The organism is Streptomyces sp. NPDC020917 (assembly GCF_044333795.1).
Classification (GTDB): domain Bacteria; phylum Actinomycetota; class Actinomycetes; order Streptomycetales; family Streptomycetaceae; genus Actinacidiphila.
The window spans coordinates 31979-51910 of sequence record NZ_JBIRRR010000020.1; the positions used below are offsets into that span (position 1 = coordinate 31979).

At 72.9% G+C, this 19932-nt stretch carries 17 protein-coding genes; 8 read left to right on the plus strand and 9 right to left on the minus strand.

Annotated elements, in window-relative coordinates:
• Positions 1-84 precede the first annotated feature (84 nt).
• From ACH4TG_RS32085 to ACH4TG_RS32105, 5 genes are read right to left on the minus strand one after another with little or no spacing between them, the layout of a single operon-like run.
• On the minus strand, positions 85-867 hold the full coding sequence (locus ACH4TG_RS32085) for a succinate dehydrogenase iron-sulfur subunit (RefSeq protein ID WP_398246125.1): 783 nt from the start codon (positions 865-867) through the stop codon (positions 85-87).
• Positions 867-2621: a succinate dehydrogenase flavoprotein subunit gene (gene sdhA / locus ACH4TG_RS32090; RefSeq protein ID WP_398246126.1), complete on the minus strand. Its 1755-nt coding sequence runs from the start codon at positions 2619-2621 to the stop codon at positions 867-869. The genes ACH4TG_RS32085 and sdhA overlap by 1 nt, the downstream gene beginning before the upstream one ends.
• A 28-nt stretch (positions 2622-2649) precedes the next feature.
• Positions 2650-3132, minus strand: coding sequence for a succinate dehydrogenase hydrophobic membrane anchor subunit (locus tag ACH4TG_RS32095; RefSeq protein WP_398246127.1), 483 nt, complete (start codon positions 3130-3132; stop codon positions 2650-2652).
• 5 nt (positions 3133-3137) lie between these two features.
• On the minus strand, positions 3138-3518 hold the full coding sequence (gene sdhC / locus ACH4TG_RS32100; RefSeq protein WP_398246128.1) for a succinate dehydrogenase, cytochrome b556 subunit: 381 nt from the start codon (positions 3516-3518) through the stop codon (positions 3138-3140).
• Positions 3519-3577: 59 nt separating this feature from the next.
• A complete protein-coding gene (locus ACH4TG_RS32105; protein WP_398246129.1) occupies positions 3578-4198 on the minus strand; it encodes a 2-oxo-4-hydroxy-4-carboxy-5-ureidoimidazoline decarboxylase in 621 nt (206 codons plus the stop codon).
• A gap of 376 nt (positions 4199-4574) precedes the next feature.
• Here ACH4TG_RS32105 and ACH4TG_RS32110 point away from each other — a divergent pair, with 376 nt between their 5' ends.
• Complete coding sequence (locus ACH4TG_RS32110; RefSeq protein ID WP_398246130.1) at positions 4575-5360, plus strand: RNA polymerase sigma factor; 786 nt, start codon at positions 4575-4577, stop codon at positions 5358-5360.
• A gap of 9 nt (positions 5361-5369) precedes the next feature.
• A complete protein-coding gene (locus ACH4TG_RS32115) occupies positions 5370-6737 on the plus strand; it encodes a hypothetical protein (RefSeq protein ID WP_398246131.1) in 1368 nt (455 codons plus the stop codon).
• Positions 6738-6922: 185 nt separating this feature from the next.
• Here the strand turns inward: ACH4TG_RS32115 and ACH4TG_RS32120 are convergent, their stop codons facing one another.
• Complete coding sequence (locus tag ACH4TG_RS32120; protein WP_398246132.1) at positions 6923-7828, minus strand: L,D-transpeptidase family protein; 906 nt, start codon at positions 7826-7828, stop codon at positions 6923-6925.
• A gap of 207 nt (positions 7829-8035) precedes the next feature.
• On the opposite strand from ACH4TG_RS32120, the gene ACH4TG_RS32125 reads away from it, so the two are divergent.
• A complete protein-coding gene (locus tag ACH4TG_RS32125) occupies positions 8036-9616 on the plus strand; it encodes a methylmalonyl-CoA mutase (protein WP_398246133.1) in 1581 nt (526 codons plus the stop codon).
• Positions 9617-9754: 138 nt separating this feature from the next.
• On the opposite strand, the gene ACH4TG_RS32130 is transcribed toward ACH4TG_RS32125, so the two are convergent.
• From ACH4TG_RS32130 to ACH4TG_RS32140, 3 genes are all read right to left on the minus strand, one after another.
• Positions 9755-10444 carry a TetR/AcrR family transcriptional regulator gene (locus ACH4TG_RS32130; RefSeq protein WP_398246134.1) on the minus strand — a complete coding sequence of 230 codons (690 nt, stop codon included), beginning with the start codon at positions 10442-10444 and terminating at the stop codon, positions 9755-9757.
• A gap of 70 nt (positions 10445-10514) precedes the next feature.
• Entirely contained in the window at positions 10515-11903 is a 1389-nt protein-coding gene (locus ACH4TG_RS32135; protein WP_398246135.1) for a polysialyltransferase family glycosyltransferase, read from the minus strand.
• Positions 11903-12883: a glycosyltransferase family 2 protein gene (locus tag ACH4TG_RS32140; RefSeq protein WP_398246136.1), complete on the minus strand. Its 981-nt coding sequence runs from the start codon at positions 12881-12883 to the stop codon at positions 11903-11905. The genes ACH4TG_RS32135 and ACH4TG_RS32140 overlap by 1 nt, the downstream gene beginning before the upstream one ends.
• 210 nt (positions 12884-13093) lie before the next feature.
• Here ACH4TG_RS32140 and ACH4TG_RS32145 point away from each other — a divergent pair, with 210 nt between their 5' ends.
• From ACH4TG_RS32145 to ACH4TG_RS32165, 5 genes are all read left to right on the plus strand, one after another.
• A complete protein-coding gene (locus ACH4TG_RS32145; RefSeq protein ID WP_398246137.1) occupies positions 13094-14392 on the plus strand; it encodes a DUF6716 putative glycosyltransferase in 1299 nt (432 codons plus the stop codon).
• 214 nt (positions 14393-14606) lie between these two features.
• Positions 14607-15875, plus strand: coding sequence for a cytidylyltransferase domain-containing protein (locus tag ACH4TG_RS32150; RefSeq protein ID WP_398246138.1), 1269 nt, complete (start codon positions 14607-14609; stop codon positions 15873-15875).
• 68 nt (positions 15876-15943) lie between these two features.
• Positions 15944-16900, plus strand: a complete 957-nt coding sequence (locus tag ACH4TG_RS32155) for an N-acetylneuraminate synthase family protein (RefSeq protein ID WP_398246139.1) — start codon at positions 15944-15946, stop codon at positions 16898-16900.
• 124 nt (positions 16901-17024) lie between these two features.
• The gene (locus ACH4TG_RS32160) at positions 17025-18206 is read left to right on the plus strand and encodes a hypothetical protein (RefSeq protein WP_398246140.1); all 1182 of its coding nucleotides are present in this window, start codon (positions 17025-17027) and stop codon (positions 18204-18206) included.
• A 278-nt stretch (positions 18207-18484) separates the two neighbouring features.
• Complete coding sequence (locus ACH4TG_RS32165; RefSeq protein ID WP_398246141.1) at positions 18485-19903, plus strand: glycosyltransferase; 1419 nt, start codon at positions 18485-18487, stop codon at positions 19901-19903.
• The last annotated feature ends 29 nt before the right edge of the window (positions 19904-19932 follow it).

Sequence of the window (19932 nt, forward strand, 5' to 3'; positions counted from 1 at the left end):
CGCGGCCCCCGCGCACAACGGAAGGGCCCGCCCCGGTCGTCGTCCGACCGGTGCGGGCCCTGGCGCGTCAGTGCCGCCGCGTGCTCAGTAGCGGCGGGTGACCAGCGCGCGCTTGACCTCCTGGATGGCCTTGGTGACCTCGATACCGCGCGGGCAGGCGTCCGTGCAGTTGAAGGTGGTGCGGCAACGCCACACGCCGTCCTTGTCGTTGAGGATCTCCAGGCGCTGCTCGCCGCCCTCGTCGCGCGAGTCGAAGATGAAGCGGTGCGCGTTGACGATCGCGGCCGGGCCGAAGTACTGGCCGTCGTTCCAGAAGACCGGGCAGGACGACGTGCACGCGGCGCACAGGATGCACTTGGTGGTGTCGTCGAACCGCTCGCGGTCGGCTGCGGACTGCAGCCGCTCGCGGGTCGGCTCGTTGCCCTTGGTGATCAGGAACGGCATCACGTCCCGGTACGCCTGGAAGAACGGGTCCATGTCGACCACGAGGTCCTTCAGCACGGTCAGGCCCTTGATGGGCTCGACCGTGATCGGCTTGTCCGGGTTGAGGTCCTTGATCAGCGTCTTGCAGGCCAGCCGGTTGCGGCCGTTGATCCGCATCGCGTCGGAGCCGCACACGCCGTGCGCGCACGAGCGGCGGAACGTCAGCGTGCCGTCGATCTCCCACTTGACCTTGTGGAGGGCGTCCAGGACGCGCTCCTTGGGGTCGATCGGGATCTGGTAGTCCACCCACTCGGCCTCGGCCGCGACCTCCGGGTTGAACCGGCGGATCCGCAGGACGATGGTGATCAGGTGCGACGTTCCGGCCTCGGCCGCGTCCAGCGCCGCCGAGTTGCCGTCGTGCTTGTCGAGCGTCGGGGTGCTCATCAGTACTTACGCTCCATCGGCTGGTAGCGGGTCTGCACGACCGGCTTGTAGTCGAGGCGGATCGACTCGGTGCCGTTCGCGTCCACCTCGCGGTAGGCCATCGTGTGCCGCATGAAGTTGACGTCGTCGCGGTTGGGGAAGTCCTCGCGGTAGTGGCCGCCGCGCGACTCCTTGCGCGCCAGGGCGGACACCGCCATGACCTCGGCCAGCTCCAGCAGGTTGCCCAGCTCCACGGCCTCCAGCAGGTCCGTGTTGAACCGCTTGCCCTTGTCCTGGATGGAGACGTTCCGGTAGCGGGCGCGCAGCTCGCCGATCTTCTCGACCGCGGTCTTGATGGTCTGCTCGGTACGGAACACCATCACGTTGGCGTCCATCGTCTCCTGCAGCTCCCGGCGGATGTCGGCCACCCGCTCGTTGCCGGTGGAGTCGCGCAGCCGCTCGATCGTCTCGACCACGAGCGCGGCCGGGTCCTCCGGCAGCGCGACGAAGTCGTTGGCGTGCGCGTACTCGGCGGCGGCGATGCCGGACCGGCGCCCGAAGACGTTGATGTCGAGCAGCGAGTTGGTGCCCAGGCGGTTGGCGCCGTGCACCGACACGCAGGCCACCTCGCCGGCCGCGTACAGGCCCGGCACCACCGTGGTGTTGTCGGAGAGCACCTCGCCCTGCACGTTGGTCGGGATCCCGCCCATCGCGTAGTGCGCGGTCGGCTGGATCGGGATCGGGTCGGTGTACGGCTCGATGCCCAGGTACGTCCGCGCGAACTCGGTGATGTCGGGCAGCTTGGCGTCCAGCTGCTCCGGCGGCAGGTGGGTGAGGTCCAGGTACACGTGGTCGCCCTCGGGGCCGCAGCCGCGGCCCTCGCGGATCTCGGTGTAGATGGCCCGGGACACCACGTCGCGGGAAGCGAGGTCCTTCATGACCGGCGCGTACTTCTCCATGAAGCGCTCGCCGTCCTTGTTGCGGAGGATGCCGCCCTCACCGCGGGCGCCCTCCGTCAGCAGGATGCCCATCCGCCAGATGCCCGTCGGGTGGAACTGGAAGAACTCCATGTCCTCCAGCGGCAGCCCGCGCCGGTACACCGCGGCCTGGCCGTCACCGGTCAGGGTGTGCGCGTTGGAGGTCACCTTGAAGAACTTGCCGGTGCCGCCGGACGCGTAGATCACGGCCTTGGCCTGGAAGATGTGGATCTCGCCGGTGGCCAGCTCGTAGGCCACCACGCCGGACGACCGCTTGACGCCGTCGACCTCGGTGATCAGCTGGTCCAGGACGTAGAACTCGTTGAAGAACTCCACGCCCTCCTTGACGCAGTTCTGGTACAGCGTCTGGAGGATCATGTGGCCGGTGCGGTCCGCGGCGTAGCAGGCGCGGCGCACCGCGGCCTCGCCGTGGTTGCGGGTGTGGCCGCCGAAGCGGCGCTGGTCGATCCGGCCCTCGGGCGTCCGGTTGAACGGCAGGCCCATCTTCTCCAGGTCGAGGACCGCGTCGATGGCCTCCTTCGCCAGGATCTCGGCGGCGTCCTGGTCGACCAGGTAGTCGCCGCCCTTGATCGTGTCGAAGGTGTGCCACTCCCAGTTGTCCTCCTCGACGTTCGCGAGGGCGGCGGCCATGCCGCCCTGCGCGGCGCCGGTGTGGGACCGGGTCGGGTAGAGCTTGGTCAGGACGGCGGTGCGGCTGCGCTTGGTGGCCTCGATGGCGGCGCGCATGCCGGCACCGCCCGCGCCGACGATGACGGTGTCGTACTTGTGGATCTGCATGGGGATCGCTTCCCTGTCCGGCCCTGGCCTAGCGGATGTTCGGGTCGAAGGTGAAGATCACCAGCGATCCGAGCACGATGGTGAACGCCACAGCGGTGAACAGCAGCGTCTTCAGCCAGAAGCGGGTGTTCGCCTGCTCGGCGTAGTCGTTGATCACGGTGCGCAGGCCGTTGCCGCCGTGCAGCATCGCCAGCCACAGCATGACCAGGTCCCAGCCCTGCCAGAACGGCGAGGCCCAGCGGCCCGCGACGAACGCGAAGCCGACCTTGGTGACGCCGCCGTCCAGCACGAGCTGGATCAGCAGGTGGCCGATGACCAGGACGACCAGCACGACGCCGGACAGCCGCATGAACAGCCAGCCGTACAGCTCGAAGTTCGTGCGGGTGGCGCGCGGGGTGCGCGCGGTGCGGGCGCGCGGCGGCTCGATGACCGGGGCAGGGTTCTCGGGGCTGTACGAGACGCTGGAGCCGGTCAGCTCCACCTCGTCGGCCGGGGTGACTTCAGTGGCCATGTCGTTCAGCTCCCGAACAGGACTCGTGCGGCGTGGCCGAGGACCGGGTAGATCGCGCCGAGCATCAGCACGATCCACAGGCCCATGACCGTCCAGAACATCTGCTTCTGGTAGCGGGGACCCTTGGTCCAGTAGTCGACGGCGATGATCCGCAGACCGTTCAGCGCGTGGAACAGGATCGCGGCGACGAGGCCGTATTCCAGCAGGCTGACGATCGGGGTCTTGTAGGTCGCGACGACCTTGTCGTAGTCCTCGGGGGAGACGCGCACGAGTGCGGTGTCGAGGACGTGGACGAACAGGAAGAAGAAGATGAGGACACCGGTGACTCGATGAGCCACCCAGGACCACATGCCTTCCCGGCCGCGGTACAGCGTTCCAGCCGGCACGGAAAAACCCTCCGGGAGCGGGACGAGGGGTGCCGGCTGTCGTTCGCTTTGCTAGTCGGTCACGCCCGGCCGGGTACGGTCCACCGGCCCCGGCCATCGTAGCGACGCGATGTCGGCTCGGTACCACGGGGTAGGCCAGGTGTGATCGATCCCGCACGGTCGGGTGAACCGGCGAGCCGAATCAACCGGAATCGGGCCGTCCGGCGGAGCTGCTCGGCGGTCGCCACCGCCTCCTCGTCCTCGTCGTGCCCGAGGCGCTGCCGCAGCGAGGCCAGCGTCTGGTCGAGCGCGTGGCCGGGGTCCTCCTCGTCCAGCGCCAGGACGAACGCATGCCCGAACTTCGCCTCGTAGGCGGCGTGCGCGGCGCGCAGCGCGGTGTGCACGGTGAGGCTGCCGCGGTCGGGCAGCGGGGTGGTGGCCTCGGCGGCCAGCGCCTCGGCCAGGTCGCCGGAGGTGAGGTCGTAGGCGGCCTCGTCGGCGGCGGCCAGCAGCGCCTCCACCGTCGGGTAGGGGCGGTGCGCGGTCATCCGGCGGGCCCAGCGGTGGGAGCCGCAGCAGTCGCTGAAGGCGGCCTCGGCCTCCGTGGAGGGTGCCAGGTTGAGCAGGATCAGCCCCTCGGGCGGGGTGTCGCTGGACAGCGGACGCTCCTGGGAACACGGCGGGACGTACGACGGGGTCACCCAACTGTACGGCCGCGCACGGCGAATGGGGCTGTGGTGACCGCTGTGGCGGCAGTGTTCACCCGTACGGGACCGGGATCGGTCGGCGGGTTGACGCACGGGGGCGCGACCCGTTGAGCTGGACGCCTGGGAGTGTGCTGCGGTTCCTGGCGGAAGCCCGGCCACGGGACTTCGGCGTGTTTCCCAGCGGTGCCCCCGCGGCGCCCGGAACGTACCGTCGGCAGGTCGGCGGCCGTTGAGCTGTGACGACGGCCGGGGTCCGCCTCCCCCCACAGGAGCGTCCCCGGCCGCCACTAGTACGGCGTACGGCCGTCCGAAAGTGTCACCGGCCGGCATGAGGCAGGATGGGACGGTGCTCGAAGGGGTGGGGCCCAACGTGGATCTCGATACCGCGGTGAGCGGTGCGCAACGCGGCGACGAGGCCGCGTTCCGCGTCGTGTACCGCGCCGTGCAGCCGCAGTTGCTGCAGTACGTGCGCAGCCTGGTCGGCCCGGTGGACGCCGAGGACGTGGCGTCCGAGGCCTGGCTGCAGATCGCCCGCGACCTGCCGTCGTTCCGCGGCGACGGCACGTCCGTCCGCGGCTGGGCCGCCCGCATCGCCCGCAACCGGGCCCTGGACCACATCCGGGCCCGCAGCCGCCGGCCGATCGCCGGGGGCGGTGTCGACGAACTGGTCCAGCTGCCCGACCGGGCCGACACCGCCGGCGAGGCGCTCGACGCGGTCGCCACCGACCGGGCGCTGGCCGCGATCGCGGCGCTGCCGCGCGAGCAGGCCGAGGCGGTGATGCTGCGGGTGGTGATGGGCCTGGACTCCACCAGCGCGGCCAAGGTGCTCGGCAAGCGGGCCGGCTCGGTGCGGATGGCCACCCACCGCGGGCTGCGGCGGCTGGCGGAACTGCTGGCCGAGGAGGCCCAGCGGGAGGAGCAGGAGCAGCGCGAGCGCAGGGAACGGCGCGAGCAGCAGGAGCAGCGCAGGGCCAGGGAGCGGGCGGCGGCCGCGCACCCGGTCCGGGGCGCGGACCGCGGCGGCGGGGGAGGGACCGGCGCGGCCGGCGGCGGGCGGCGCGGCCGCGGCCCCGAGCCCGCCGAGCGGACCCCCGACCCCCGGACGGCCGCGGGCCGGCGGGCCGATGTGACGTTTTCCGCGTCCCGGGCGCTGTGAGGAATTGACATGACCGAGAACCCACGCCACGACGGCGCCCCACCGCTGCCCGGGCCCCGGTCCGCCCCCACGAACCGGCCCGGCGCCCGCCGCGCACTGCGCGCGGCCCGCATCGACTGGCTCACCGGACAGGCCGCGGAGCAGTTGCTGTCCGGCAGGCGGGTCCACCCCCAGGACGCCGTCGCGGCGGAGACCGCGGACCGGCTGGCCCGCCTGCTCTCCGCCGCCGCCGGCCGGCCTTCCGGCGCCGGCGCCGAAGGGCCGCTGACCGAGCTCGGGTTCGCGCTGGACCCGGCCCGCGAGGAGGCCGCGCTCGCCGCCTTCCGCGCCGCCCGCGCCGAGGCGTCCCCGGCGGCTTCGCTGCCCTCCGTGTCCTCCCAGGCTTCCGACGTCTACTCCGGCATCCCCGAGCCGGCGATCGTCCGCACCCTGCCCGTGCGGCGGGACTCCGCCACCGGCCGCGGCGTGCGGCTGCGGCTGCCCGGACTGCGCTCGGTCCGCGTGGCCACCGCGGCGATGGCCGCGGTGCTCGCCCTCGGCGGGGTGGCGGCCGCGGTCGCCGCGGGCACCGGACGGCTGCCGGTACCCGGCGCCGGCTCGGGCGCCCCCGCGGTGACCGGCTCGCCCGGCGCGGACACCCACGGCGGCGGCGCGGCCCCCGCGACGACGGTCCCGCCGCGCCGCGGCGGCGCGGGTCTGCACGGCACGGTGCCGACCGGGCCGGCCCACTCCTGCCCGCGCGCGTTCCGGCAGGACACCGACCGCTGGTACGGGTCCGGCGCCCACTGCGCCGGGTCCGACCGCACCGGCTCGGAGGACCGCAAGGACAAGGACCGCACCGGCAACGGGCGGGACGGCGGCAACAGCGGCCAGAACGAGGGCAACGAGGGCAAGGGCGGCGGCAACGAGGGCAACGGCCAGGGCCAGAACCAGAACGGGAACGGTAACGAGGGCAACGGCCAGAACCAGGGCGACGACGAGAACCAGAGCCAGAACCAGAGCCAGGTCGAGGGCAAGGGCCAGAACCAGAACCAGGGGAACGGCCAAGGCCAGAACCAGAACAACGGCCAGGGTCAGGGTCAGGGCAACGGCCAGGGTCAGAACCAGGGTCAGGGTCAGGGCAACGGCCAGAACCAGAACGCGGTCAAGGACGCCGTGGACACGCAGGACCACGGCCGTTCCGGCACCCAGCCGGTGAACGCCTCGCAGGCCGGCGCGACCGTGCGGCGCGCCGCCGCCCCGTCCGGCTCCGGCCGCAGGCCCGCGAAGAGCCAGGCCACACCGGCCCGCTCGCAAACCCTGGTGAAGTCGCCCAAAACGCCGCACAAGCCCGCGAAGTCGCCGGCCGCCGCAGCGGCGCCCGCGACAGCGGGGTGACACTTCCGGCGGCCGATGCGCTTTAGGTAGTGGACCGACTGGTCATCGGTCCGGTGGACCCCGGTTCTCCCCGTACCGGGGTCCGCGTACAGAGCGCGGCCGGGCGCATTCCCCCTGCCCGGCCGCGCTCGTCCGCGAGCGGTGTTGGGTCCGCCGCGGACGTTCAGCGATGCGCGCTCATCCCGTCACCAGTAGACGACGACCTTGTCGCCGACCTTCACCTCGTCGAAGAGCTTCGCGATCGCCGCCCTGTCCCGCACGTTCACGCAGCCGTGCGAGGCGCCGGCGTAGCCGCGGGCCGCGAAGTCCGCGGAGTAGTGGACGGCTTCGCCGCCGCTGAAGAACATCGCGTACGGCATCGGCGTGTGGTAGATCGTCGAGACGTGGTTGCGGCTCTTGAACGTGACGTGGAAGAGCCCCTCGCGGGTCGGGGTGTACTGCGAGCCGAACCGCACGTCCATGGTGGCCTGCACCTTGCCGTCGACGACCCAGGACAGCGTCCGCGTCGTCTTGCTGATGCACATCACGTGGCCGGTCATGCAGCGCGGGTCCAGCTTGGTCGCCGGCTTCGGCGGGGCCGGCGGGTACATCTCGGTGTGGGTCGGCTGCCGGGTCAGACCCCGCAGCTTGGTCCAGGTGGCCTTCGTCACCGTGCCGCTGGACCTGAGGCCGTGCCGCTCCTGGAAGTCGCTCACCGCGTGCTGGGTGACCGTGCCGTAGTAGCCGGTAGGGGTGCGGCTGAACAGGTGCAGCTGGCCGAGCCTGGCCTGCAGTTCGCGCACCTGGGCGCTGCTGGAGCCCACCGCCATCACGACCGGCTCGACCGGCGGCCTGGTCGCGGTAGGGGTGGCCGTGGTCGCCGGGGCGGCGGGCGTGGTGGCCGGCGTACCGGACGGCGTGGTCGGCGCCGCGGTCGTCGGATCGCTGCTGGGCGTGGCGGACGCGGTGGTCGCCGGTGCCCTGGTCGCGGACGGTGTGGCCGGCTTGCCGTCCGCCGCGTTGTCGGTCGGCCCGCAGGCCGTGAGCACGGCCGCGGACAGCACCGCGGTCACCGCCGCCGCTGCCACGGCCGCGGTAGGTCTTCTGCGCACGGTCGTCACCTTCCCCGCCTTCGTCCCGAATCTCAGCGTCTCGAATGCTCTGTCACCCCCTAGACATCGAATGGCGCCTGTGCGGTTGCGGCAGTTCGGGGAAGACTGTGAGGAAGGTCCCAGCCCGGCGCACTGCACGGGCAGCACGGCCGCCACTACAGTCCGTGGCTGGCCCCACCAGTGAGTTTCTTCAGCGGAGGCGTGAGCATGGCGCGCGAGTCGGAATCCGGTCTGCCGATCGAGCCGGTCTACGGTCCCGACGCCCTGGACGGCTGGGATCCGGACGCCAAGCTGGGCGCGCCCGGCGGCTATCCCTTCACCCGCGGCGTGTACCCGTCGATGTACACCGGGCGGCCGTGGACGATGCGGCAGTACGCCGGGTTCGGCACCGCCACCGAGTCCAACGCCCGGTACCAGCAGCTCATCGCCAACGGCACGATGGGCCTGTCGGTGGCCTTCGACCTGCCGACGCAGATGGGCCACGACTCCGACGCGGCCATCGCGCACGGCGAGGTCGGCAAGGTCGGGGTGGCGATCGACTCGGTCGAGGACATGAAGGTGCTGTTCGGCGGGATCCCGCTGGACAAGGTGTCCACCTCGATGACGATCAACGCCCCCGCCGCGTTGCTGCTGCTCCTCTACCAACTGGTCGGCGAGGAGCAGGGCGTGCCCGCGGAGCAGCTGACCGGCACCATCCAGAACGATGTGCTCAAGGAGTACATCGCCCGGGGCACCTACATCTTCCCGCCCAAGCCGAGCCTGCGGCTGATCGCGGACATCTTCGCGTACTGCAGGGCCGAGATCCCCAAGTGGAACACCATCTCGATCTCCGGCTACCACATGGCCGAGGCCGGCGCCTCGCCCGCGCAGGAGATCGCCTTCACCCTCGCCGACGGCATCGAGTACGTGCGCACCGCGATCGCGGCGGGGATGGACGTGGACGACTTCGCGCCGCGGCTGTCGTTCTTCTTCGTCTCCCGCACCACGATCCTGGAGGAGGTCGCCAAGTTCCGGGCGGCCCGCAGGATCTGGGCGCGGGTGATGCGCGAGGAGTTCGGAGCGAAGAACCCCAAGTCGCAGATGCTGCGGTTCCACACCCAGACCGCCGGCGTGCAGCTCACCGCCCAGCAGCCGGAGGTCAACCTGGTCCGGGTCGCCGTCCAGGGCCTGGCCGCGGTGCTCGGCGGCACGCAGTCGCTGCACACCAACAGCTTCGACGAGGCCATCGCGCTGCCCACCGACAAGTCCGCGCGGCTCGCCCTGCGCACCCAGCAGGTGCTCGCCTACGAGACCGACGTCACCGCGACCGTCGACCCGTTCGCCGGGTCGTACGTGGTGGAGAAGATGACCGACGACGTCGAGGCGGCGGCGCTGGAGCTGATGGCCAAGGTGGAGGATCTCGGCGGCGCGGTCGCGGCGATCGAGCACGGCTTCCAGAAGTCCGAGATCGAGCGGAACGCCTACCGGATCGCGCTGGAGACCGACGCGGGGGAGCGGACCGTGGTCGGCGTCAACCGCTTCAAGCTCGACGAGGAGGAACCGTACGAGCCGCTGCGGGTGGACCCGGCGATCGAGGCGCAGCAGGCGCAGCGGCTGGCGGACCTGCGGGCCGGCCGCGACCAGCAGGCGGTCGACGCGGCGCTCGCCGCGCTGCGCAAGGCCGCGGAGGGCACGGACAACGTCCTGTACCCGATGAAGGACGCGCTGCGGGCCCGGGCCACCGTGGGAGAGGTCTGCAACGCCCTGCGCGAGGTGTGGGGCACCTACGTGCCCACCGACGCCTTCTAGCCCCCACCCCGGATCGGCCTTCCCCCCGCGGCCACCGCCCCCGTCTGACCGGACCCTTCCCGGCCGGCCGGACCCTTCCCGGCCGACCGGCTGCCCGGGGTTCCCGCGCCCCTGCCGGGGCGGCCCGCAAGCGGGGCCCTAACGCGTGGCGTAGGCCAGGAGGCGGTCGCCGAGGAGGGACTCGACGCTGTCCAGCAGTGCCAGGGCGGCCTCGGCGATCGTGCCGGGTGCCTGTCCCTCGTGGCTGCGGCGGCCGATCTCCAGGAACAACTGCTCCTGGACCCAGCCGAGTTGGGAGGCCACCAGGCGTGGTGTGGGGTCGCCGGGCGCCGCGCCGGTCTCGGCGGCGAGCACCGCGGCGAGCGCCTCGACCATCTCGCGGGCTATCGCGTCCAGCCGCGCCGCCAGCGTCGGCTCGGCCCGCGCCATCTCCAGGAACCGGCCGAACCCCTGCGTCAGCCCGACCATCCGGTCGCCCTGCCGCAGCTCGCCGCGCAGCGCGCCCAGCACCGCTCCGGCCGCGGACCGGCCGGCCGTGCGGTCCTCGACCATCTGGACCATCCGCTGCGCCGAGACCTCCTCGGGATAGCAGACCAGGTCCTCCTTGGACGGGAAGTACGTGTAGACCGTGTTCACCGAGACCTCGGCGGTCCGCGCCACCTCGGCGATCGTCACCTGGCCGAAGCCGCGCTCGAGGAAGAGGCCGGTCGCGACCTCGGCGATGTGCCGCCGGGTCTGCCTCCTCTTCTCGTCGCGCAGACCGCCCGCACGGATCTCCTCCGCGCGGGTGGGCTGGCCGCGCAGGCTGCCGTGGGTGATGTCGGTCACGCTTCCATCGTAGGGCAGCCCCCACCGGTGACCGGCGCGTAGCCGCCCGGAGATCACGGGACCCCCACACTCACCCCAGGGTGGCCTTCTTCAGCGCGCGGGCCCGGCGGGCCACCCGGCGGACGGTCCGGTTGCGCGGGACGAACGCCAGCCGCGAGGGCACCGCGCCCGGCAGGCCCAGCGAGGTCAGCCGCCGGCGCTTGAAGTACACCCAGGTCCGGTCGGTCAGACGGTGCGTCAGCCAGTCCGCCGCCTCGTCCCGCAACTGCGGGTACGCCTGCGCCTGCATGCAGTAGCCGACGGTGTGCAGCAGCGGGGTCAGTTCGCCCTCGACGTACTCCGGGGTCGGCGCACGCCAGGCGCGTACCGCCTTGGCGTCGGCCAGGTCGGGGAGTGCGTCGTGCACGATCGTGACCGGTATCCGGTTGCTGTTCTGGTACGGCGTCAGCCGGTCCAGCAGCAGGCCGGTGCCGGTGCGGGCGACCGGGATCCCGTACAGCGCCGACGCGGTGAGAAGCGCCGTCGAGAAGCAGCCGATCACCAGCGCGGGCTCGGCCTTCTGGTAGACGACCTCGGCGAGCACCGGGGTGTTGAGCACCGTCAGCCGCGCGCCGAGCCGTTCGGCCTCGGCGATCAGCGGCTCGGTCCAGTGCGCCGGCGCCGTCGGGTGCGGCTTGAAGACGATCTCGGTGTGGCCGAGTGCGGCGGCCCCGCGCACCATCGTCAGGTGCAGGTCCTCCTCCTCGGCGGCGCTGATCAGCCCCAGCGCCGACAGGTACTGGCCGAGCAGCAGCGCGCTGCCGGAGGGCACGTCGGCGAGCGTGCTGCCCGCCGCCACCTCCGAGGCGTCGGCGACCTCGGCGAGGACCTTGACGAACTCCTCGGTCGGCACCACCTCGGCCTCCACGCCGTGCTCGCTCAGCAGCAGCGGGCGCAGCCCCGGCACCAGGTCCAGGTGCAGCAGCCGGTCGATCCTGGTGTCGACCAGCGCGCCGATCTTGTTGCGGGTCGGGCCGTAGGACATCAGGCCGTCGGCGTACACGGTGATCGGCGCGCCGGTGAAGCACGCGGCGACGGCGAGCGCCGGCTCGACCTGGATGGACTCCACGACCAGTTCGATCTCGTCGTCACCGAGGTCCCACAGCATCCGCAGATGCCGCTCCCAGATCGGCGCGTCGTCGGCGCGCGGCGACCAGCCGCCGGGGTGCAGCGGGTGGATCGCCTCGTTCCACGACCGCAGGCTGTCGAACCGCGGGCGCAGCGCGGCGAAGCCGGGCGCCTCGTTCAGCGGCGGGGTGATCTCCGGGATCGCCGCGTTGTTGCTGACCACCAGCAGCCGGCGGTCGGCCCGCTCGAAGCAGCCCGCGTCCAGCGCCGCGGCGAGCGTGGCGGCGCCGTAGAGGGTGGAGGCGACGAAGAGCTGGGTACGGCCGCGGGTGCGGCCCGTGCCGACGGCCATCACGCGGCCGCCGTTCCGTCGGCGGGGATCCGCCAGCGAAGTCTGCGGATCTTGACGCTGCGTTCGAGGTCCATCGAGTCCAGCGCGTCGGCGAGCACGTCCTGCGGCAGCCGGCGCAGTGCGGCGGCGCTCATCGACTTGAGCTTGCGGGCCACCTGCGGCTCGAACCGCTCGATGTTGCCCAGGTGGTGGGCGATGATCGCGCAGTAGGTGCGGACCGCCTTGGGCAGGAAGCGGTCGGCGTCCGGGTCCTCGCTCACCTCGGCGATCACCTGGTCGAAGCTGCGGATGAAGTCGAGTTGGCGGACGTCGCCGATCTGGGTGAGCGAGGTGGTCACGCCGCGCCGGTAGAAGATGCCGAACAGCTCCGCCACCCCGAACGTCTCCGCCTTGCGGTGCAGCCGCCAGATCCACGGCCGGTCCTCGGCGGTGCGCAGCCCGTCGGGGAAGTGCAGCAACCCGGCGTCCAGCAGCCGGCGGTGGTAGATGCCCGCCCACGCGTACGGGTAGTCGACCGACGTCGAGCGGTCGGCGGGCAGGATCGCGTCGCGCGCCTTCAGCGCGACGCCCCTGCGGCCGTGCGGCACCCGGATCACGTTGCGGGTCCTGCCCGTGCACTGGACGTGGTCCACGCGCACGAAGTCGGTGCCCATGTCCTCGATGGCGGCGACCAGCCGGGGCAGGTAGCCGGGCCCGTACCAGTCGTCGCCGTCCAGGAAGGTCAGGTACTCGCCACGGGCGGCGTCGATGCCCGTGTTGCGCGCGGTGGCCAGGCCGCCGTTGCGCTCGTGCCGTACCAGGCGCGCGCCCGGCAGGGAGTCCAGCGCTCTTTCCAGCAGTTCGGGCGTCCGGTCGGTGGATTTGTCGTCCACCAACACGAATTCGAAGTCTGACCTGGCGTTGGCGCGCAGGCTGTGCAGCGTGTCAGGAGCGTATTGCTGCACATTGTAAAACGGCACGATGACGGAGAGCTTTACCACCCGCCGAACACTACGGGCGCCTAAGGCTCGGTGATTAGCCGCCGGTGAACATCTGGTGAAACGAAAGATGACGAGACGGTGACGTGCGTCTTCGCCGGCGGTCAGGTGCACCGCTGCCACCTGGAGAGGTGCAAAGTGGCGGCATTTTGTTTACCTGCCGTTGGTCGCGGATTTGTCGGATGAACCCTCCGGCTTCCTACCGTCTGCGTCGTGCCAGAACGCAAGTCCGGCCCGCTGCGGGTCACGGTGATCGCCGATTCGGATACCCGGTGGAAGTGGGGTGCGCTGATAGCGCGCCGTATCGACCCCGAGGCCCGCGTCGATGCGCGCCTGCTCCGCGGCCGGGCCACGCCCACCCCGCGGCAGCTCGCCGAACTGGGCATCCCCGCCGACTCGATGGTCGAGGCGACCGCCGCGGAGATCCTCGCCGCGACGAACGACGAGATCTGCGACGTCGTGGTCGTCTCCTGCGTCGGCGGCACCGTCCAGGCGCTGCTGCACGGCTTCAACCGGGCCTGGGAAGGCCGCGGTTCGCGTCCGGTCGTGGTGACCGGTTACGTGGGCGTGGTCTACGAGAAGCTCGCCGACGGCCTGCTGCTGCGGGCCGGCGCGGACGTCGTGCTGGCCAACAGCGCCGACGACGCACGACGGTTCACCGCCGTGTACGAAGGGGTCGGCCACCCGGCCGACGCGATCGTGGAGACCGCGCTGCCGTTCCTCGGCGGCGAGCGCTACCGCCCGGACCCGGCACGGCCGTTCACCGTCACCTTCGCCGTCCAGCCGTCCGCGCCCGAGGGCCGCGCCGACCGGATGCACCTGCTGCGCCGCACCGTCGAGCACGCGCGGCGGCACCCCGAGCGCGCCGTGCTGGTCAAGCTGCGCAGCAAGCCGGGCGAGCACACCACGCACATCGAGGAGCACCCGTACCAGAAGCTGGTGGCCGGGCTGAACCCGCCGGACAACCTCAGCCTGGTCTACGGCAACATGGCCGAGGTCCTGGACCGCACCGACCTGCTGGTGACGGTCAGTTCGACCGCCGCGCTGGAGGCGCTGCACCGCGGGATCCCGACCGCCGTGCTCACCGACCTCGGGATCCGCGAGGCGCTCGGCAACCACCACTTCCTCGGCTCGGGCCTCTACGCGTCCTGGGACGAGCTGGACGACGGCCGCCTGCCGCAGGCCGACCCCGACTGGACCGCGGCGCAGGGCGTGGCCGGCGCCGACCCGTACGCGGCGCTGCGGGCCCGGGTGCGCGGCCTGCTGGGCGCCAGGCAACTGCCGCGGCTGGCGCCGTACTACACCGCGCGCACGGCGCCCGGGTACCTGCCCGGGGTGCTGGCACGGCACGGCCTGAACGTCAAGGGCGAGCCGATCGAGGGGCTCGCGCCCACCGAGCCGGGACCGGTCCGCCGCGCCGTCCGCGACCTGGTCCGCAACTCCGCGCGCACCGCGTACCGCCAGGGCGTCCAGCGCGTCGCCCCCGCCATCCGCCGCTGGGGCCAGTTGTGAGCGCGCCTTCCGGCCGGTGGCCCGGTGACGACCGCATCTGCCCCTCCGGGGCGGTGACGGCCCGAGGGCCGCGGTGGGCCGGTCACGCAGTTCCCCGCGCCCCTGAAGGGGCGCACCCCGCCGCGCGAGATGCGCGAGCCGGCCGCCCAGAAGGAGCCGCCCAGAGAAGGGCGGACGACCACGGCGGAAGCCGAGAAGTGACAGGAGCCACCCGATGAACCAGACGCCGCAGACGGCAAGTGCCCACGTACTGGCCGTCATTCCCGCCCGCGGGGGCTCCAAGGGGGTGCCGGGGAAGAACCTGGCGCCGGTGGGCGGCGTGCCCCTGGTCGCCCGCGCGGTCCGCGCCTGCACCGGCGCCCGCCGGGTCACCGCCGTCGTGGTGTCCACCGACGACCCGTCGATCGCCGAGGTCGCCCGCACGGCCGGCGCCGAGGTGGTGCTGCGCCCGCAGTCCATCGCCGGGGACACGGCCACCAGCGAGGCGGCGGTGCTGCACGCCATGGACGCGCACGCGGCCATGTCCGGCATACCGGCCGACGTCGTGCTGCTCGTCCAGTGCACCAGCCCGTTCATCACCAGCGAGGAGATCGACGGCGTCGTCGCCGCGGTCACCGAGGACGGCGCCGACACCGCCCACACCGTCGCGCCCTTCCACGGCTTCGTCTGGCGGGACGCCACAGACGCCACGGACGCCATGGACGCCATGGACGCCATGGACACCGCAGAGGCGGAGACCGCGATCCCCGCCGCGGCCGGCGGCGTGGGTGTCAACCACGACAAGGCGACCCGGCCGCGCCGGCAGGACCGCCCGCAGGACCTGCTGGAGACCGGCGCCGCCTACGGGATGCGCGCCGCGGGCTTCCGCGCCGCCGGCCACCGCTTCTTCGGCCGCACCGCGCTGGTCCGCACCGACCCCGCGCGGGTCCTGGAGATCGACGAGCCCGCCGACCTGGAGCGGGCCCGCGCCCTCGCGCCGCTGCTGGACCCGCACGCGGCCACCCCGACCGCCGACGACGTCGACGCGGTCGTCCTCGACTTCGACGGCACCCAGACCGACGACCGGGTGCTGATCGACGCGGACGGACATGAGGCCGTCACCGTGCACCGCGGCGACGGGCTCGGGATCGCGGCGCTGCGCCGCTCGGGGCTGCCCGTCCTCATCCTGTCCACCGAGACCAACCCGGTCGTCGCCGCACGCGCCCGCAAGCTGCAGGTTCCCGTGCTGCACGGCATCGACCGCAAGGACCTCGCCCTCAAGCAGTGGTGCGAGGAGAACGGCATCGCCCCGGAGCGGGTGCTCTACGCCGGCAACGACGTCAACGACCTGCCGTGCTTCGGCCTGGTCGGCTGGCCGGTCGCCGTCGCGGGCGCCCACGACGTGGTGCGGGCCGCGGCGCGCGCCGTCACCACGGCGCACGGCGGCCACGGTGCGATCCGCGAGATCGCCGCCTGGCTGCTCGGCCCGAACCTGGCCCGCTGAGCCAGGGTCCGCCCTCCATCCCCTGAAACCCCCTGAAGTACACGTCCCGACCACGAAGGACCTCCCCCGTGACCTCTTCGCAGAACACCCTCCCCGCCAACCTCCGTGCCGTCGGCAGCCGCCACATCGGCAACGGCCAGCCCGTGTACGTCACCGGCGAGATCGGCATCAACCACAACGGCGACCTGGAGAACGCGTTCGCGCTGATCGACGCCGCGGTCGCCGCGGGCTGCGACGCGGTCAAGTTCCAGAAGCGCACGCCGGAGATCTGCACCCCGCGCGACCAGTGGGAGATCGAGCGCGACACCCCGTGGGGCCGGATGACCTACATCGACTACCGCCACCGCGTGGAGTTCGACGAGGCCGGCTACCGGTCGATCGACGAGTACTGCCGCAAGCGCGGCATCGACTGGTTCGCGTCCCCGTGGGACGTGGAGTCCGTCGCCTTCCTGGAGAAGTTCGACGTGCCCGCGCACAAGGTGGCCTCGGCCTGCCTGACCGACGACGACCTGCTGCGCGCGCTGCGGGCCACCGGCCGCACGGTGATCCTGTCCACCGGCATGTCGACGCCGAAGCAGATCCGCCACGCGGTCGAGGTCCTCGGCAGCGAGAACATCGTGCTGTGCCACGCCACGTCGACGTACCCGGCGAAGCACGAGGAGCTCAACCTCCGCATGATCAACACCCTGCAGTCGGAGTACCCGAACGTGCCGGTCGGCTACTCCGGCCACGAGGTCGGCCTGCAGACCACGCTGGCCGCGGTCGCGCTCGGCGCGGTCTTCGTCGAGCGGCACATCACCCTCGACCGCGCCATGTGGGGCTCGGACCAGGCCGCGTCGGTGGAGTCCCAGGGCCTGGAGCGCCTGGTGCGCGACATCCGCATCATCGAGACCTCTCTCGGTGACGGCGTGAAGAAGGTCTACGAGGGCGAGCTGGGCCCGATGAAGAAGCTGCGCCGCGTCGCCGGTGTCGTCGCCGAGGCCGAGGCCGCCGGCGAGACCGCGCACGAGACCGCCGGCGTCTGACCCGCGGCCGGCCGCCGTCCGGGCCGACCCCGGCCGGCGGCCGCGGCCGCACACCGCCCGCGGATCGCAGACCGCCCGCGGGCGGACCCGACGAGAGACACCAGGAACGAGGGGACCGAGCAGGATGACCGAAGGGCCCACGCCGCCGGCCGGCGGACGCCAGCCCGTACCGGGGACGGGCGCCGTCGCCCTGGTCGAGTCGCCCGTGCAGCTGCTCAACGTCCTGGAGTGGGCGCACGTCCACCCCCCGGCCGGTCCGGTGATCCCCGCGGCCCGCTCCGGCGCCGAGCGCCGCGGGACTGCCGACGCGGACGAGCCCGCGGCGGTGGAACCGGCGCAGCCGCTGACCGTGGTGGTGCTCTCGCCGTCGGACCCGACCAGCCGCGGCCAGCTGCGCCGGATGGCCGAACTCGCCCGTGACGAGGGCGCGGTGGTGCGCTGGTTCGAGGCCCGCGGCGGCCGCGGCGGGCTGCTGCGCACCGCGGTGGCGCTGGCGCCGCTGCTGCTGCGGGTGCGCCGGCTGGTGCTCGGCGACCCGTTCTCCCGGCTGGTGCAGGTGCTGCTGCCGCTGTGCCGTTCGGTGCGGGACATCACGGTGGTCGACGACGGCACCGCCACCATGGAGTTCACCGAGATCCTCAACCGCGGCGGCCGGCTGGTGCGGTGGCACCGCAGCGGGCGCCGGATGTCGCCGGTGGACCTCGCGTTCGGGCTGTTCGCGTCCGCGGCGCGGCGCAAGCTGACGCCCGGCGGGCGGCACCGCGTCGAGCTGTTCAGCGCGATGCCGGCGACGCCGCCGCCCGGGATGGCGCTGCGCACCAACCGGTTCGCCTGGACCCGCAGCCGGTTCGGGCCGCCGCGCACGCTGGCCGGCACCGACCTGATCGGCACTTCGCTGGTGGAGACCGGCGTGGTCGACCCCGACCGCTACCTCGCGGTGGTCCGCTCGCTTGCCGAACGGCACGGCGCCAAGCGGTACTTCGCGCACCGCAGGGAGGCCGCGGACAAGCTGCACCGGCTGGCCGCGGAGACCGGCCTGGAGATCGTCCGGCCGGACCTGCCGCTGGAACTCGTCGCGCGCCGCGGGCCGATCGGCCGCTCGGTGCTGTCGTTCCCCTCGACGGTGGTGCACACCCTGCCGCTGGCGCTGGCCGGTACCGGCGTGCACATCGTGGTCTGCGACATCGACCAGGAGTGGCTCACCGCGTCGGCCTCGCCGCGCGCCCACACCTTCCTCACCGGCATCACGCACACGGCCCGCGATCTGCACGGGCTGCCCACGGCCGACGAGCCGAGCCCCGCCTGAGGCGCTGAGCGGGCCGTGTCCCGCGACTCCGCTCCGAGGGCCGGGCAGGGCCGGCGGGGCCCGCGCGGGAACGGCATCCCGCGCGTGCCGGGGCGCCGGCGTCCGCGGTGGCGGGACCACGACCCCCTCAGTGCGCGTTTGCCGCGCGGCCAGGCATACTTAACCCTTTGATCAACTGGATCGGGTTGGGTACGGGAATGGCGGGAACTTTACGCGGCTCAGCGCGCGTGGCGGTCGTGTCGGGCGGCGTTCTCGACGGTGACTCCCGCGCCCTGAGAGTGGCCGCTGCCGCTCGGGCGGCCGGCTACGAGGTGACACTGATCGGCCGCGGGCCGGCGACGGCGGTGCCGCTGGGCGTGGCCGCGCGCACCGTGGCCGTGGCCGGCGTGATCGGCACCCACCGCATGCTGCGGCCCCGCCCGGGACTTCGCTGGCCGCTGGCCTACCGCAGCGCCGAGGCGTACACCCACCGCACCACCCTGGTCGCCGCGCGGCGCTCGCTGCTCGCCACCCGCGGCGCCGAACTCGCCCTCGTCCACCGGCCGTTGCCGCTGCGCGCGGTGGCCCGATGCGGTCATCTGCTGGCCCTGCTGCGGCACGGCGTGCGTGCCGTGTGGACGCGCGCCCGGGCCGCGCAGCACCGCACCGCCGTGCACCGCAGGGAGAAGCCGGACACCCGGCTGGACAACATCGTCACCGAACTCGCCCGGTTGCTGCTGCGCCGCCGCGCCTGGCGCCGGCTGGACCCGGGCCTGCTCGACGAGGAGGTCGCCTACGGGCCCGCGCTGGACTCGGTCCGGCCGCACCTGATCCATGCCCTGGGCCACCGCACGCTGGGCGTCGCGATCCGGGCGGCGCTGCGGGCCGAGGCGTCGGGGCACCGCATCGAGGTGGTGTGGGACGCGCCGCCGCGGGTCCCGGCCCCGACCCGGCGGGCGACGGTGGCCGCGGACGCCCACGAGCGCACGTTCGCCCCCGAGGCGGACGCGGTGGTCACCGTCGGCGACCGGCTGGCCCGCGAACTGCGCGCCCGGCACGGCCTGTCCGCCACCCCGACGGTGTGCCGCAACGCGCCGCCGCTGACCGCCGCGCCGGACGGCCCGCAGGGCGTGCGCGCCGTCTGCCGCCTGTCCGAGGACACGCCGCTGCTGGTCCACGCCGGCCGGCTGCTGCCCGACCGCGGCCCGGCCACCGTCATCGAGGCGCTGCCCAAGCTGTACGACCTGCACGCGGCGTTCGTGGTGCCCGACACCGGCGATCCGTATCTGGCGGAACTGCGCGACCGGGCCGCCCAGTTGGGCGTGCACGCGCGGCTGCACGTGGTGCCGTACGTGCCCGTTGAGGAGATCCCGGCGTTCCTGTCGTCCGCGGACATCGGCGTGCTGCCGGTGCACCAACTGCCGCACCACCAGGGGGTGCTGGCCTCACGCTACTTCGAGTACGCGCACGCCCGGCTGCCGGTGGTGGTCAGCGACGTGCGGGCGATGGCCGCGGCCACCCTGGAACTCGGCAACGGCGAGGTGTTCCGGGCCGGCGACACCGCCGACTTCGTGCGCGCGGTGGGCGCGGTGCTCACCAACCCCAAGCGCTACCGCAAGGCGTACGACCGCGACGACGTGCTGCGCCAGTGGTCCTGGCAGACCGAGTCGGTGCCGCTGATCGACCTCTACGCCCGCCTGCTGGGGCCCCGGCCCTGAACGACGGCGGCGCCGCCGGGAGGGGGGTG

Excerpts from the sequence above, each read along its gene's own strand:
- ACH4TG_RS32085 (WP_398246125.1), bottom strand. The coding sequence starts at position 867 with ATGAGCACCCCGACGCTCGACAAGCACGACGGCAACTCGGCGGCGCTG.
- sdhA (WP_398246126.1), bottom strand. The coding sequence starts at position 2,621 with ATGCAGATCCACAAGTACGACACCGTCATCGTCGGCGCGGGCGGTGCC.
- ACH4TG_RS32095 (WP_398246127.1), bottom strand. The coding sequence starts at position 3,132 with ATGGCCACTGAAGTCACCCCGGCCGACGAGGTGGAGCTGACCGGCTCC.
- ACH4TG_RS32115 (WP_398246131.1), top strand. The coding sequence starts at position 5,370 with ATGACCGAGAACCCACGCCACGACGGCGCCCCACCGCTGCCCGGGCCC.
- ACH4TG_RS32125 (WP_398246133.1), top strand. The coding sequence starts at position 8,036 with ATGGCGCGCGAGTCGGAATCCGGTCTGCCGATCGAGCCGGTCTACGGT.
- ACH4TG_RS32135 (WP_398246135.1), bottom strand. The coding sequence starts at position 11,903 with ATGGCCGTCGGCACGGGCCGCACCCGCGGCCGTACCCAGCTCTTCGTC.
- ACH4TG_RS32150 (WP_398246138.1), top strand. The coding sequence starts at position 14,607 with ATGAACCAGACGCCGCAGACGGCAAGTGCCCACGTACTGGCCGTCATT.
- ACH4TG_RS32160 (WP_398246140.1), top strand. The coding sequence starts at position 17,025 with ATGACCGAAGGGCCCACGCCGCCGGCCGGCGGACGCCAGCCCGTACCG.